This is a genomic window from Neobacillus vireti (assembly GCF_036962345.1).
Taxonomy (GTDB): domain Bacteria; phylum Bacillota; class Bacilli; order Bacillales; family Cytobacillaceae; genus Neobacillus; species Neobacillus vireti_A.
Genome location: NZ_JBALNB010000021.1, coordinates 37,830 through 51,363, shown reverse-complemented (window position 1 = coordinate 51,363; position 13,534 = coordinate 37,830). Strand labels below are relative to the sequence as shown.

Annotated in this window: 25 protein-coding genes; all 25 read right to left on the bottom strand. The window is 39.7% G+C overall.

Annotation, left to right across the window (positions count from 1 at the left end; genetic code table 11):
• Positions 1-6: 6 nt before the first annotated feature.
• A complete protein-coding gene (locus tag V7108_RS24115) occupies positions 7-804 on the bottom strand; it encodes an energy-coupling factor transporter transmembrane component T family protein (RefSeq protein WP_335513345.1) in 798 nt (265 codons plus the stop codon).
• On the bottom strand, positions 801-1,667 hold the full coding sequence (locus V7108_RS24110; RefSeq protein WP_335569640.1) for an energy-coupling factor ABC transporter ATP-binding protein: 867 nt from the start codon (positions 1,665-1,667) through the stop codon (positions 801-803). The genes V7108_RS24115 and V7108_RS24110 overlap by 4 nt, the downstream gene beginning before the upstream one ends.
• The gene (locus V7108_RS24105) at positions 1,643-2,482 is read right to left on the bottom strand and encodes an energy-coupling factor ABC transporter ATP-binding protein (RefSeq protein WP_335513341.1); all 840 of its coding nucleotides are present in this window, start codon (positions 2,480-2,482) and stop codon (positions 1,643-1,645) included. The genes V7108_RS24110 and V7108_RS24105 overlap by 25 nt, the downstream gene beginning before the upstream one ends.
• Before the next feature lie 358 nt (positions 2,483-2,840).
• Positions 2,841-3,203: a 50S ribosomal protein L17 gene (rplQ, locus tag V7108_RS24100; protein ID WP_335513339.1), complete on the bottom strand. Its 363-nt coding sequence runs from the start codon at positions 3,201-3,203 to the stop codon at positions 2,841-2,843.
• 63 nt (positions 3,204-3,266) lie between these two features.
• A complete protein-coding gene (locus V7108_RS24095; RefSeq protein WP_034676137.1) occupies positions 3,267-4,211 on the bottom strand; it encodes a DNA-directed RNA polymerase subunit alpha in 945 nt (314 codons plus the stop codon).
• Between the two features lie 174 nt (positions 4,212-4,385).
• Positions 4,386-4,775 carry a 30S ribosomal protein S11 gene (rpsK, locus tag V7108_RS24090; protein ID WP_024027886.1) on the bottom strand — a complete coding sequence of 130 codons (390 nt, stop codon included), beginning with the start codon at positions 4,773-4,775 and terminating at the stop codon, positions 4,386-4,388.
• A gap of 21 nt (positions 4,776-4,796) precedes the next feature.
• The gene (rpsM, locus tag V7108_RS24085) at positions 4,797-5,162 is read right to left on the bottom strand and encodes a 30S ribosomal protein S13 (RefSeq protein ID WP_026565543.1); all 366 of its coding nucleotides are present in this window, start codon (positions 5,160-5,162) and stop codon (positions 4,797-4,799) included.
• Between the two features lie 23 nt (positions 5,163-5,185).
• Positions 5,186-5,299, bottom strand: a complete 114-nt coding sequence (gene rpmJ, locus V7108_RS24080; protein WP_000868344.1) for a 50S ribosomal protein L36 — start codon at positions 5,297-5,299, stop codon at positions 5,186-5,188.
• Between the two features lie 36 nt (positions 5,300-5,335).
• Positions 5,336-5,554 (bottom strand): translation initiation factor IF-1, encoded by a 219-nt coding sequence (gene infA, locus V7108_RS24075; protein ID WP_007085268.1) that lies wholly within the window; start codon positions 5,552-5,554, stop codon positions 5,336-5,338.
• A gap of 282 nt (positions 5,555-5,836) precedes the next feature.
• On the bottom strand, positions 5,837-6,487 hold the full coding sequence (locus V7108_RS24070; RefSeq protein WP_335513337.1) for an adenylate kinase: 651 nt from the start codon (positions 6,485-6,487) through the stop codon (positions 5,837-5,839).
• Between the two features lie 58 nt (positions 6,488-6,545).
• On the bottom strand, positions 6,546-7,844 hold the full coding sequence (gene secY, locus V7108_RS24065) for a preprotein translocase subunit SecY (RefSeq protein WP_335513335.1): 1,299 nt from the start codon (positions 7,842-7,844) through the stop codon (positions 6,546-6,548).
• Entirely contained in the window at positions 7,844-8,284 is a 441-nt protein-coding gene (gene rplO, locus V7108_RS24060) for a 50S ribosomal protein L15 (RefSeq protein WP_335513332.1), read from the bottom strand. Before rplO ends, secY begins: the two co-directional genes overlap by 1 nt.
• Positions 8,285-8,316: 32 nt before the next feature.
• Positions 8,317-8,499, bottom strand: a complete 183-nt coding sequence (rpmD, locus tag V7108_RS24055) for a 50S ribosomal protein L30 (RefSeq protein ID WP_132096527.1) — start codon at positions 8,497-8,499, stop codon at positions 8,317-8,319.
• Positions 8,500-8,512: 13 nt separating this feature from the next.
• On the bottom strand, positions 8,513-9,013 hold the full coding sequence (gene rpsE, locus V7108_RS24050) for a 30S ribosomal protein S5 (protein WP_132096580.1): 501 nt from the start codon (positions 9,011-9,013) through the stop codon (positions 8,513-8,515).
• Positions 9,014-9,038: 25 nt separating this feature from the next.
• Positions 9,039-9,401 (bottom strand): 50S ribosomal protein L18, encoded by a 363-nt coding sequence (gene rplR, locus V7108_RS24045; RefSeq protein ID WP_335513329.1) that lies wholly within the window; start codon positions 9,399-9,401, stop codon positions 9,039-9,041.
• Positions 9,402-9,433: 32 nt separating this feature from the next.
• A complete protein-coding gene (rplF, locus tag V7108_RS24040) occupies positions 9,434-9,970 on the bottom strand; it encodes a 50S ribosomal protein L6 (protein WP_335513327.1) in 537 nt (178 codons plus the stop codon).
• Between the two features lie 33 nt (positions 9,971-10,003).
• The gene (gene rpsH, locus V7108_RS24035; protein WP_335513325.1) at positions 10,004-10,402 is read right to left on the bottom strand and encodes a 30S ribosomal protein S8; all 399 of its coding nucleotides are present in this window, start codon (positions 10,400-10,402) and stop codon (positions 10,004-10,006) included.
• Positions 10,403-10,431: 29 nt separating this feature from the next.
• The gene (gene rpsN, locus V7108_RS24030) at positions 10,432-10,617 is read right to left on the bottom strand and encodes a 30S ribosomal protein S14 (protein ID WP_090767650.1); all 186 of its coding nucleotides are present in this window, start codon (positions 10,615-10,617) and stop codon (positions 10,432-10,434) included.
• Between the two features lie 24 nt (positions 10,618-10,641).
• Positions 10,642-11,181 (bottom strand): 50S ribosomal protein L5, encoded by a 540-nt coding sequence (gene rplE, locus V7108_RS24025; RefSeq protein WP_335513322.1) that lies wholly within the window; start codon positions 11,179-11,181, stop codon positions 10,642-10,644.
• A gap of 30 nt (positions 11,182-11,211) precedes the next feature.
• Positions 11,212-11,520 carry a 50S ribosomal protein L24 gene (gene rplX, locus V7108_RS24020; RefSeq protein ID WP_335513320.1) on the bottom strand — a complete coding sequence of 103 codons (309 nt, stop codon included), beginning with the start codon at positions 11,518-11,520 and terminating at the stop codon, positions 11,212-11,214.
• Between the two features lie 34 nt (positions 11,521-11,554).
• Positions 11,555-11,923, bottom strand: coding sequence for a 50S ribosomal protein L14 (gene rplN, locus V7108_RS24015; RefSeq protein WP_335415953.1), 369 nt, complete (start codon positions 11,921-11,923; stop codon positions 11,555-11,557).
• A gap of 41 nt (positions 11,924-11,964) precedes the next feature.
• Entirely contained in the window at positions 11,965-12,228 is a 264-nt protein-coding gene (gene rpsQ, locus V7108_RS24010; RefSeq protein ID WP_090767638.1) for a 30S ribosomal protein S17, read from the bottom strand.
• A gap of 22 nt (positions 12,229-12,250) precedes the next feature.
• Positions 12,251-12,451, bottom strand: a complete 201-nt coding sequence (gene rpmC, locus V7108_RS24005; RefSeq protein WP_132096513.1) for a 50S ribosomal protein L29 — start codon at positions 12,449-12,451, stop codon at positions 12,251-12,253.
• Positions 12,441-12,875, bottom strand: coding sequence for a 50S ribosomal protein L16 (gene rplP / locus V7108_RS24000; RefSeq protein ID WP_335513318.1), 435 nt, complete (start codon positions 12,873-12,875; stop codon positions 12,441-12,443). The genes rpmC and rplP overlap by 11 nt, the downstream gene beginning before the upstream one ends.
• 1 nt (position 12,876) lies before the next feature.
• Complete coding sequence (gene rpsC / locus V7108_RS23995) at positions 12,877-13,533, bottom strand: 30S ribosomal protein S3 (RefSeq protein ID WP_335513316.1); 657 nt, start codon at positions 13,531-13,533, stop codon at positions 12,877-12,879.
• Position 13,534 lies beyond the last annotated feature (1 nt).

Here is a 13,534-nt window from a genome sequence, read left to right as displayed (position 1 = left end):
GCTCCATTATGAACGTAGTAAGATTAATAATAACGTTAAAAAGGCAAGAATTAAAATTTGCAGTGTGTCAGCAAACCTCCAGCTCAATAGACGGTACTTGGTTCTGCCCTCACCCCCGCGATAGCCTCTCGCCTCCATGGCGATAGCAAGCTCCTCAGCACGTTTAAACGAGCTGACAAATAACGGGATCAATAAAGGAATAACTGCTTTTATTCTTTCCTTAATAGGACCGCTTGAGAAATCTACCCCTCTTGCGATTTGTGCTTTCATAATTTTATCGGTTTCCTGCATAAGCGTTGGTATAAACCGAAGAGAAATAGACATCATTAATGCCATTTCATGTACGGGAAAACGAACCCTTTTCAATGGATTTAAAAGTGTTTCCAACCCATCGGTTATTTCTATTGGAGTGGTTGTTAATGTGAGCAGACTCGTCATCAAGATCAGAAAAAAGAATCGCATGGATATAAAAATACCCTGTCTCACTCCCTCTTCATAAATCTTAATCGGGCCTACCTCATAGAGTAAATTGCCTTCTTTTGTAAAGAAGACCTGTAATAGCAAGGTAAATAAAACCAACCAGAGCACCGGTTTTAAACCAGCATATAAGAAACGAATGGGAATTCGAGATAAACCAAGCATTAAAAATGTATAAAGACCAATAAGAGCATAGGTAAAGAAATTGTTTGCCAGAAATATGATACAAACGAATAAGAAGATAATGACAAGCTTTGACCGTGGGTCCATCCTATGAACTAAACTATCTGAAGGAACATATCTGCCGATGATCATTTTTTCCATCATACTGGTGCACCCCTTAACATTTCAGCAACTGCAGCAGACAGTTCCTCAATAGAAAGATAGGTAATACCAAGATTAACCCCTAATTTTTCTTCAAGGTTCCGCTGAAAGCGAACCACTTCTGGTACATCCAATCCCATTTCAACAAGCTCAGTAACAGAGGAAAATATTTCAATTGGTGTCCCTTGTTTAACCACATGTCCTTGTTGCATAATGACAATTTGATCCGCATACTTTGCTGCATCTTCCATACTATGAGTAACCAGTATGGTAGACAGCTTTCTCTCTTTATGAAGTGAATAGAACATGTCCATAATTTCCTTACGTCCCCGCGGATCCAAGCCAGCTGTAGGCTCATCAAGCACCAAACAATCGGGCTCCATAGCAAGGACACCTGCGATTGCAACACGACGCATTTGCCCGCCGGACAAATCAAATGGAGACTTCTCTAATATCTCCTCTTGAAGTCCCACTTGTTTTAAAGCAAGTCGAGCCCTTTTCTTTGCTTCTTCTTCGGAGACACCAAAATTCATTGGACCAAAAATGATATCCTTTTCAACTGTTTCTTCAAATAACTGATGTTCCGGAAATTGAAAAACAATCCCGACTTTTTGCCGAATCAGTCGTAAGTTTTTATTCTTTTGTTTGGCCTTAACTTCACGGTCACCTATAACAACTGTTCCTTCTGTAGGAATTAACAATGCATTTAAATGCTGAAGGACAGTAGACTTTCCTGAACCCGTGTGTCCAATTACAGCCATATACGTTCCTGATGGTACGTCAAAGGACACATCTTTAATAGCCAAATGTTCAAATGGAGTGTTTGCTTGATAACGGTACTCTATATTTTGGAGCGAAATGTCCATAGCTCATTCACCAACTCTTCTTCCGATAAATAGTGCTTGGATAAACCAATTCCTTTTTGGCGGAATGCATTACTCATTTTAATAGAAAAAGGGATATCCAAACCTAATTGAACCAATTCATCGTCCAAGGAGAAAATATCCTCGGGAGTACCTTCTCGATATACCTTACCTTGATTCATAACGATAATACGATCTGCTTTAGCGGCCTCTTCCAAATCATGCGTAATGGAGATAACAGTAAGGGACTTCTCATCCTTTAATTCCCGAACAGTTTCCAAAACTTCCTCTCTGCCTTTCGGATCGAGCATGGACGTAGCTTCGTCTAAGATGATAATTGAGGGTCTTAATGCAAGTACACCAGCAATAGCAACACGCTGCTTTTGCCCTCCTGAAAGATGGTGCGGCTCTTGATTAAGAAATTGATCCATTTTGACTTTTTTTAAGGAATCCTCTACCCTAAAGATCATCTCATCTCTTGGGATCCCATGGTTTTCTAAACCAAAAGCCACATCATCCTGAACGGTTGTTCCCACAAACTGATTATCAGGATTTTGAAACACCATTCCTAATTTCTTTCTTATCTCCCAAATGGACTCTTCATTCAAAGGAATCCCACAGACTTCAATCTCACCCTGTTGTGGAAATTGTAAACCATTCAGAAGTTTTGCCATTGTTGATTTACCTGAGCCATTATGTCCACAAATTGCTAACCATTCACCTTCATAGATGTCAATATTTACATTCTGAAGAGCGTAGTTGTTCTGGTTATCATATTGAAAAGAAACATTCTTTAAGGAAACAACTGAATTTCTCATTTACTATTCTCCTCTCAACTCGCCTATTGTTCCATTTCTATGCTAAGCTCGTGAATACAAAAAAAGCCTGCACCTCACCCCCGGGCAGAAGTTCGAATACATTCTGCCGATTAACGGGATTTCTAAAAAGAAATGGGAGGAGGTGCATGAGCTAGACGAGACGTGAAAAAGATAAAAGGCTTACATTATCATTCCAAAGGAAAAAAAACTCCCTAAAGTGCCCTTAAGATAAGGGTCACGCTCATCATAACACTCTTTTTGGCTTGGATCGTACATTATTAGGTTTTATACAGAAAAAGGGCTCAAGAACAAGTTTGTAACTAAACTGTCCAGCGCCCTTGTTGTCTGCTTCCAAGTATTAAACTAACTCGATAATTACCATTGGTGCACCATCGCCGCGACGTGGTCCAAGTTTCATAATACGAGTGTATCCACCTTGGCGCTCTTGATAACGAGGAGCGATATCAGTGAAAAGTTTTTGTAATGCATCAGTACCTTTTTCAACATCAGCAACTTCATTACGAACGTAAGAAGCAGCTTGACGGCGAGCGTGTAAATCACCACGTTTACCTAAAGTGATCATCTTCTCAACAGTACCACGAATTTCTTTTGCACGTGTTTCTGTAGTTTCAATGCGCTCATTGATGATTAAGTCTGTAGTTAAATCACGAAGCATAGCTTTACGCTGTGAACTTGTGCGTCCTAACTTTCTGTATGCCATGAAGGGTTCCCTCCTTTGTTGAAGTCATTAAACGGATTAGTTAGTTAGTCGGAGTTGACTTAATTAGTCATCCTTACGTAAGCCTAATCCAAGCTCTTCTAGTTTCGCCTTCACTTCTTCGAGTGATTTGCGGCCTAAGTTACGTACTTTCATCATATCCTCTTCAGTCTTATTAGCTAATTCCTGAACAGTATTGATTCCTGCACGCTTTAAGCAGTTATATGAACGAACGGATAAATCTAATTCTTCGATCGTCATTTCAAGGACTTTTTCTTTTTGATCCTCTTCTTTTTCGATCATAATTTCAGCATTTTGAGCTTCGTCAGTTAAACCAACGAATATATTTAAATGCTCAGTTAAAATCTTTGAACCAAGAGCAATTGCTTCTTTTGGCCCTGTGCTTCCATCTGTCCAAACATCAAGCGTTAGCTTATCATAGTTTGTCATCTGACCCACACGAGTATTTTCTATCTGATAAGACACACGTGAAACAGGAGTGAAAATAGAATCAATTGGAATCACACCAATTGGTTGATCTTCACGCTTATTTTGCTCAGCTGGAGTATAACCACGTCCACGCTTAGCAGTCAAACGCATGCGAAGATGCCCACTTGAAGCTAAGGTAGCAATATGAAGATCAGGATTTAAGATTTCAACATCACTATCATGAGTAATGTTGGCTGCTTTTACTGGACCTTCACCCTGTACATCAATTTCAAGAGTTTTTTCTTCATCAGAATAGATTTTTAAAGCTAATTTTTTAATGTTTAATATGATGGATGTTACATCCTCTACGACGCCTTCAATTGTTGAGAACTCATGAAGTACCCCATCGACCTGAATCGATGTAACAGCGGCACCTGGGAGTGAAGATAAAAGGATACGACGTAAGGAGTTACCCAAAGTGGTACCATATCCACGCTCAAGTGGTTCTACGACGAACTTTCCGTACTTGGCATCATCGTTGATCTCAACCGTTTCGATTTTTGGTTTTTCTATTTCGATCATCAAATAACCCTCCTTCAAAACGTCGAAACCTCGATTAGTAAATTATCTAATCGAAATTCCCCCATGTATACGTTCCCGTTTTGTGCACAACAACTGGAATAAATCTTCTGTAAGAACGGAAAAATTAGTATCATATCCCATTATAGACAGCGATACAAATTCTATACAGAAAAATTAAACACGACGGCGTTTTGGTGGACGGCATCCGTTATGAGGTACTGGAGTAACGTCTTTAATAGCTGTTACTTCAAGACCAGCAGCTTGTAACGCACGAATTGCAGCCTCACGACCTGCACCAGGTCCTTTAACTGTAACTTCTAGAGTCTTCATACCGTGTTCAATCGATGTCTTAGCTGCAGTTTCAGCTGCCATTTGAGCAGCGAATGGAGTTGATTTACGTGAACCTCTAAATCCAAGCGCACCTGCACTAGACCAAGAAATTGCATTACCATGTACATCAGTAATGGTTACAATTGTATTGTTAAATGTTGAACGGATATGGGCAATACCTGATTCAATATTCTTTTTAACACGACGTTTACGTGTATTTGTTTTACGTGCCATTTAAATAACCTCCTTTGCCGATTACTTCTTCTTGTTCGCAACAGTCTTACGAGGACCTTTGCGTGTACGAGCGTTGTTTTTCGTGTTTTGTCCACGAACCGGTAAACCACGACGATGACGTAATCCGCGGTAGCAACCAATCTCCATTAAACGCTTAATGTTAAGAGAAATTTCACGGCGAAGGTCACCTTCAACTTTTAATTTGTCGATGATATCACGGATTTTGTTTAGTTCGTCTTCTGTTAAATCACGCACTCGAGTATCTTCAGAAACACCAGCTTCTGCTAGAACTTTTTGTGCAGTATTTTTACCAATACCATAAATGTAAGTTAAAGAGATAACTACACGTTTTTCACGTGGAATATCTACACCAGCAATACGTGCCATAAATGAGCGCACCTCCTTCAAGATTAACCTTGTTTTTGTTTATGTTTAGGGTTTTCACAGATAACCATGACTTTACCGCGTCTACGGATAACTTTGCACTTTTCGCAGATCGGCTTAACAGATGGTCTTACTTTCATTATCCTAACCTCCTTAGTAATACGGAGTGCAAGCAATTATTTAAAGCGGTAAGTTATTCTTCCGCGTGTTAAGTCATATGGAGAAAGCTCGACAGTAACTTTGTCACCCGGAAGGATGCGAATGAAGTGCATTCGAATTTTACCAGAAACATGAGCTAGCACGGTATGACCATTTTCTAATTCTACCTTAAACATTGCATTTGGCAAAGTTTCAATTACTTTACCTTCAATTTCAATTACATCATCTTTGGCCATTAATTCGTCTCCCTTCTCAATTCAATTATTCTTTTTGAAAATGCAAGGCAAATTCTTTTCACTCGTACAAAACAATAGCAACCTTATAATAGTAACATAATGTTTGTCATCTGTCCGCAAGTAAATATTACATGGTTTGAAATATCGAATTCCACATGTAAGTCTTGCCCAACTCTCGGTCCTACATACTCAGTACAATAGAAAAGCCATTTACATCTACATACTTTTGAAGCTTAATGAAGAGATGTTCGAGAGTCGATTGTACATTTAAACTAATGGCCATTAACGTAAGTCCCCGACCAACTGCTGGATATCAGCAAATACTTGTTTAATATCCTGCTGACCATCAATTGAACGCAGGTAACCTTTTGTTTCATAAAAAGTAAGCAATGGTTCTTGTTGTTTGATATTGACGTCTAATCGATTTTGAACAGTTTCAGCATTATCATCTGCCCGTTGATAGAGCTCTCCGCCACATTTGTCGCAAGTGCCCTCATTTGCAGGAGGATTAAAAACTAAATGGTATGTTGAACCACATTCTTTACAGATTCGACGGCCAGTCAAACGATCCATTAATATCTCTTTATCAACATTAATATTAATTACGTAATCAATCTTTTTATCTAAGTCAGATAATAGATTTTCCAATGCTTCTGCTTGAGGTACAGTTCTAGGAAAGCCATCAAGTAAAAAGCCATTTATACAGTCGTCTTTACTTAATCGTTCACGAACAATGCCGATTGTAACTTCATCAGGAACAAGTTCACCTTTGTCCATGAAAGACTTAGCTTCTAACCCTAGCTCTGTTCCTTCTTTCATCGCTGCACGGAACATATCTCCAGTAGAGATATGAGGGATGCCGTATTGTTCGACGATTTGCTCGGCCTGAGTACCTTTTCCAGCACCCGGAAGCCCCATTAATACTAAATTCACACGTGTTCCCCCTCGTGCTAATTATGGGTTTTAGGGAGCGAAAGTCCCCAAAACCTTCTTATTTGATAAATCCTTTATAATGACGTTTAACAAGTTGTGCTTCAAGCTGTTTCATCGTATCTAGGGCAACACCCACTACGATCAAAAGACTTGTTCCCCCTATTTGAGCAGATTGCGGAAGATTCGCTATTTCAATGAAGATAATAGGAAGAATCGCAATTACTGTTAAGAAAAGGGCACCTACAAATGTTAAACGATATAGTACGCGTGTTAAGTATTCCTGTGTACTCCTGCCAGGTCTAATACCTGGAATATAACCACTTTGCTTTTGTAGATTTTCTGCAGCTTGTTCTGGATTAACCTGAATAAATGCATAGAAATACGTGAAAGCGATAATCAAAGCAGCATAAAGCGTCATCCCAATTGGATGGGAATAATCAAATACTCTTGTAATCCAAAGTGTTACGTCATTTGTTGGAAAAAATGATGCAATGGTTCTTGGGGTTACAATAAAGGAAACTGCAAAGATTACAGGGATAACACCAGCAGCATTCACTTTTAACGGCATATGAGTGGATTGTTGTGCACCAGCATTACGACCGTTAATCGCTCTTTGTTTTGCATACTGAATTGGAATTTTTCTAATTGCTTGTTGAATGAAAATAGTACCAACAACAATTGCAATTACTGCCAAGACAATTAACAGAACCGTAACGATACGGAGGAATAACTGCTCACCAGCATTTTCAAACTGCTGTACATAAATCTGATTAACTGTGTTAGGGATACTCGCAACGATACCGGCAAAGATAATGATGGAAATACCATTTCCAACACCCTTTTCGGTAATCTGCTCACCTAACCACATTAAAAAGGCAGTACCAGCAGTTAAAACAACTGCAATCAATAGATAAGTACCAATTCCGGGATTTTCAATCAATTGCCCGCTTGACATACTATTAAAACCGTAGGACATACCTAAGGCTTGAATAAAGCCAAGTACAATCGTGAAATAACGAGTAAACTGAGCTAACTTTCGACGTCCAGCATCTCCTTGCTTTGACCATTCCGTAAATTTCGGAACTACATCCATTTGTAAAAGCTGAATAATAATGGAAGCTGTGATATAAGGCATAATACCCATAGCAAGGATGGAGAAGTTTTGCAACGCTCCACCACCAAAGGTATTTAATATCCCGAATACACTTAATTTATCTTGTGCAGCCAAAATTTCAGCATTTACATTCGGAACAGGAATAAAACTGCCAAGTCGAAATACGATTAACATTAAAAGAGTGAAAATGATCTTTCTTCTAATTTCAGCCACGCGCATAAAATTGGAGATTGTCTGGAACATTAGATCACCTCAGTAGTTCCACCTACAGCTTCAATTGCTTCTTTGGCGGTAGAGGAGAATTTGTGAGCTTTAACAGTAAGTTTTTTCTCTACGTTCCCTTTTGCAAGAATTTTAATTCCCGCCTTTTCGTTCTTAACAATACCAGATTCGATTAGAAGTTCTGGAGTAACTTCTGTACCCTCTTCGAACTGGTTAAGAGTATCAAGGTTTACAATTGCAAATTCTTTACGATTGATATTTGTAAAACCACGTTTTGGTAAACGACGGAATAAAGGTGTTTGACCACCCTCGAAACCTAAACGGACACCGCCGCCGGAACGAGCGTTTTGACCTTTATGACCTTTACCAGCAGTTTTTCCCTGACCAGAACCGATACCACGTCCTAAACGTTTGCGTTCTTTTCGAGAACCCTCAGCAGGCTTTAATTCATGAAGTTTCATATTGGCACCTCCTTATGAAAGAAAACAATCAATTATTGTTCTTTAACTGTTACAAGGTGAGCAACTTTCGTAATCATACCGCGGATAGCAGCATTATCCTGGTGCTCAACTGTTTGATTCAATTTGCGTAAACCTAGAGCAGTAACTGTCGCTTTTTGGTCACCAGGGCGACCAATAACGCTTTTATTGAGGGTAATTAATAGTTTGTTTGCCATTTGATTTCCCTCCTTATCCTAGCAGTTCTTCTACTGATTTACCACGTAACTTGGCTACGTCTTCAGCACGTTTTAGTTGTTTAATACCATCAATCGTTGCACGTACCATATTAATTGGAGTGTTTGTTCCTAATGATTTAGAAAGGATATCTCCTACCCCGCCTAATTCTAGAACAGCACGGACTGGACCACCAGCAATAACCCCTGTACCTTCAGAAGCAGGCTTTAGAAGAATTTCGCCAGCGCCAAATCGTCCAATTACTTGGTGAGGAACAGTAGTTCCAACCATTGGTACTTCGACTAAGTTCTTCTTAGCATCTTCAATTGCTTTACGAATCGCATCTGGTACTTCTTGAGCTTTACCAGTACCGAAACCAACATGACCGTTTTTATCTCCAACTACTACTAGAGCAGTGAAACGAAAACGACGACCACCCTTAACAACTTTCGCTACACGGTTAACCGTTACAACGCGTTCTTCAAGTTCAAGTTTGTTTGGATCAATACGACGTATCATTTATGTGTCCCTCCTTTGTCTATTAAAATTGTAAGCCGTTTTCACGGGCTGCATCAGCTAATGCCTGAATACGTCCATGATAAAGGTATCCTCCACGGTCAAAAACAACTGCAGTGATACCTTTTTCTACCGCACGTTTAGCGACTAATTCTCCGACCAACTTAGCTGCTTCAACATTGCTTGTAGATTCAAGATTAATATCTTTTTCCATAGTAGATGCACTTGCTAACGTAACTCCACTCATGTCATCGATTAATTGAGCATATAAATGCTTATTAGAACGAAACACATTTAGACGTGGACGAGCTGCAGTACCGCTAAGTTTCGCACGAACACGAGCATGTCTTTTCTTGCGGCTAGCATTTTTGTCAAGCTTCGTAATCATTTACGTCACTCCTTTCGTTTACCTATGCGGCATTACTTACCAGTTTTACCTTCTTTACGACGAACAAATTCGCCTTCGTAACGAATTCCTTTGCCTTTATACGGCTCTGGAGGACGGACTTGACGAATATTGGCAGCTAATTCACCAACACGTTCTTTGTCTGTACCTTTAATCGTAATCTTTGTATTCGCAGGTACTTCAATTTCAAGACCAGCTTCAGGTTCGAATTCAACTGGATGAGAGTATCCAACGTTTAACACAAGTTTGCTACCTTGCTTTGAAGCACGGTAACCAACCCCGATTAATTCTAATTTTCTTTCGAAACCTTTGGAAACACCTTCGACCATGTTCGCGATTACCGCACGAGTAGTTCCGTGCAATGCGCGGTGTTCTTTCACGTCAGATGGACGAGAGATCGTGATAATGTTTTCTTCGATTTTGATTTCAATATCTGGATTAAAAGAGCGAGTTAATTCTCCTTTTGGTCCTTTAACGGTAACGGTATGATTATTTAATGTAACCGTTACTCCTGCAGGTATTTCAATAGGTTTTTTTCCTACGCGTGACATTTAAGTAGCACCTCCATTCATTCAGAAACTATATTACCAAACGTAAGCTAATACTTCTCCGCCAACTTGTTTAGCACGAGCTTCTTTATCAGTTATAACACCAGTTGATGTTGATACTAATGCAATACCTAGACCATTAAGGACACGTGGCACCTCATTAGATTTTGCATAAACACGAAGTCCAGGCTTGCTTATGCGCTTAAGACCCGTGATAACACGTTCATTATTAGAACCGTACTTTAAGAAGATACGGATAATACCTTGTTTGTTGTCTTCGATAAATTCTACATCACGAACGAAGCCTTCACGCTTTAAGATTTCAGCGATTTGTTTCTTGATATTAGAAGCAGGTACTTCTAACTTTTCGTGACGCACCATATTCGCATTACGAATGCGAGTAAGCATATCAGCAATCGGATCTGTCATGACCATTATTTTTACCTCCTTCCCAGACTTGGGGTTTACCAGCTAGCTTTTTTGACACCAGGAATTTGTCCTTTGTATGCTAATTCACGGAAACAAATACGGCATAGCTTAAATTTACGGTATACAGAGTGTGGACGGCCGCAACGTTCACAGCGAGTGTACTCTTGTACCGCGAATTTAGGCGTGCGCTTTTGTTTCGCTATCATTGACTTTTTAGCCACGTTTTCGCCTCCCTTATTTAGCGATTACTTTTGGAATGGCATTCCAAATTGTGTTAACAGTTCACGTGCTTCTTCATCAGTGTTAGCAGTCGTTACGATTACGATATCCATACCACGAACTTTGCTTACTTTATCGTAATCAATTTCAGGGAAGATTAATTGTTCTTTAACACCCAAAGTATAGTTACCGCGACCATCGAATGATTTTTTAGAAATACCACGGAAGTCACGTACACGAGGTAAAGAAACAGAAACTAATTTATCCAAGAATTGATACATGCGCTCACCGCGAAGTGTAACTTTAGCACCGATTGGCATACCTTCACGAAGACGGAAACCAGCGATTGATTTTTTTGCACGAGTGACAACAGGTTTTTGACCTGTGATAGTAGCTAGTTCTTCAACAGCAATATCTAATGCTTTTGCGTTTGCAACTGCATCACCTACACCCATGTTAATAACAATCTTTTCAAGTTGAGGAACTTGCATTACAGATTTATAGTTGAACTTGCTCATTAGAGCAGGAGTAACTTCTTTAACAAATTTTTCTTTTAGGCGGTTCATTCATAGTACCTCCCTTCTTAATTTAAACTATTATTTATCTAAAACTTCACCGGATTTTGCTACGCGTACTTTTTTACCATCAACCGTTGTGTAACCTACACGAGTTGGGTTACCAGACTTAGGGTCGATAGGCATAACGTTTGATACATGAATTGGTGCCTCAAAGCTCATAATTCCGCCTTGGGGATTCACTTGAGAAGGTTTCGCGTGTTTTTTCACGATATTAATACCTTCTACTAGTACACGGCTATCTTTAGGATAGGCTGCTAGGATTACTCCTGTTTTGCCTTTATCCTTACCGGAGATAACTCTTACTTTGTCACCTTTTTTAACATGCATTCGTAAGCACCTCCTTAAAGGCAATTAATTTATATTATAGTACTTCTGGAGCCAAGGATACGATTTTCATGAAATTGCTATCGCGAAGTTCACGAGCAACTGGTCCGAATATACGTGTTCCTCGAGGGCTCTTATCATCCTTGATAATTACACATGCGTTTTCATCGAAACGAATGTATGATCCATCAGGTCGACGAGCACCGCTTTTCGTACGAACGATAACAGCTTTAACAACGTCACCTTTTTTAACAACGCCACCAGGTGTTGCTTGTTTTACTGTACAAACGATAACATCACCAATACCCGCAGTTTTACGGCCAGAACCACCAAGAACTTTAATGGTAAGTACCTCACGAGCACCAGAGTTATCAGCAACTTTTAAACGTGATTCTTGTTGAATCATGTGTGTAACCTCCCTTCGGAATAGAGCTTTAATCCGAACAATTAAATAATAACTGCTTTTTCTGTTACTTCAACTAAACGAAAGCGTTTTGTAGCTGAAAGCGGACGAGTTTCCATGATACGTACGATATCGCCGATTTTTGCTTCGTTTTGCTCATCATGAGCCTTAAACTTTTTAGAGTACTTAACGCGTTTACCGTAAAGAGGATGCTTTTTGTGTGTTTCGACTAAAACAGTAATAGTTTTATCCATTTTGTCTGAAACCACGCGCCCAGTGTAAACTTTGCGTTGATTACGTTCACTCATTATGTGAACCTCCTCTCAATTATTACTTGTTAAAGCTGATTTCTCTTTCGCGAATCACAGTTTTCATGCGAGCAATCGCTTTGCGCACTTCACGAATGCGAGCTGTATTTTCAAGTTGACCAGTCGCTAATTGGAAGCGAAGGTTGAAAAGCTCTTCTTTTAAAGATTTAACTTTTTGTTCTATTTCGGCAGTGGTAAGGTCTTTAATTTCATTAGCTCTCATTTGATTCACCACCAATTTCTTCACGTTTTACAAACTTACATTTTACAGGAAGTTTGTGCATAGCAAGACGTAGTGCTTCACGTGCGATTTCTTCAGAAACACCCGCGATTTCAAACATTATTTTCCCTGGTTTAACAACAGCTACCCATCCTTCAGGTGCCCCTTTACCAGAACCCATCCGCACCTCTAGAGGTTTTGCAGTATAAGGCTTATGTGGGAAGATTTTAATCCAAACTTTACCGCCACGTTTCATGTAACGAGTCATCGCAATACGGGCAGCTTCAATTTGGCGGTTTGTGATCCAAGAAGCTTCAGTAGCTTGTAAGCCGAATTCACCGAATGTTACTTCAGTGCCACCTTTTGCGTTACCACGCATTTTTCCACGGTGTTGACGGCGATATTTTACGCGTTTTGGCAATAACATATTATTTGCCTCCTTCCGCAGATTTCTTCTTAGTAGGAAGGACTTCTCCCTTATAGATCCATACTTTTACACCAAGCTTACCGTAAGTAGTATCAGCTTCAGCATGAGCATAGTCGATATCAGCACGAAGTGTATGAAGTGGAACTGTACCTTCGCTATAGTGTTCTGAACGAGCAATATCTGCACCGCCAAGACGTCCTGATACCATTGTTTTAATACCTTTTGCACCTGCACGCATAGCACGTTGTATAGCTTGCTTTTGTGCACGACGGAAAGATACACGATTTTCTAATTGACGAGCAATATTTTCAGCAACTAATTTCGCGTCAACATCTGCTCTCTTGATTTCAAGAATGTTAATGTGAACTCGTTTGCCAGTTAATTGATTTAAAGCTTTACGAAGTGCTTCTACTTCAGTACCGCCCTTACCGATAACCATTCCAGGCTTAGCAGTATGAACAGTTACATTCACACGGTTAGCTGCACGTTCGATCTCAACTTTAGATACAGAAGCATCCTTCAAACGCTTCGTGATATACTCACGAATTTTTAGGTCTTCGTGTAAAAGATCAGCGAAGTCTTTACCTGCGTACCACTTAGATTCCCAATCTTTGATGATCCCGATACGCAAACCGACTGGATTTACTTTTTGACCCACA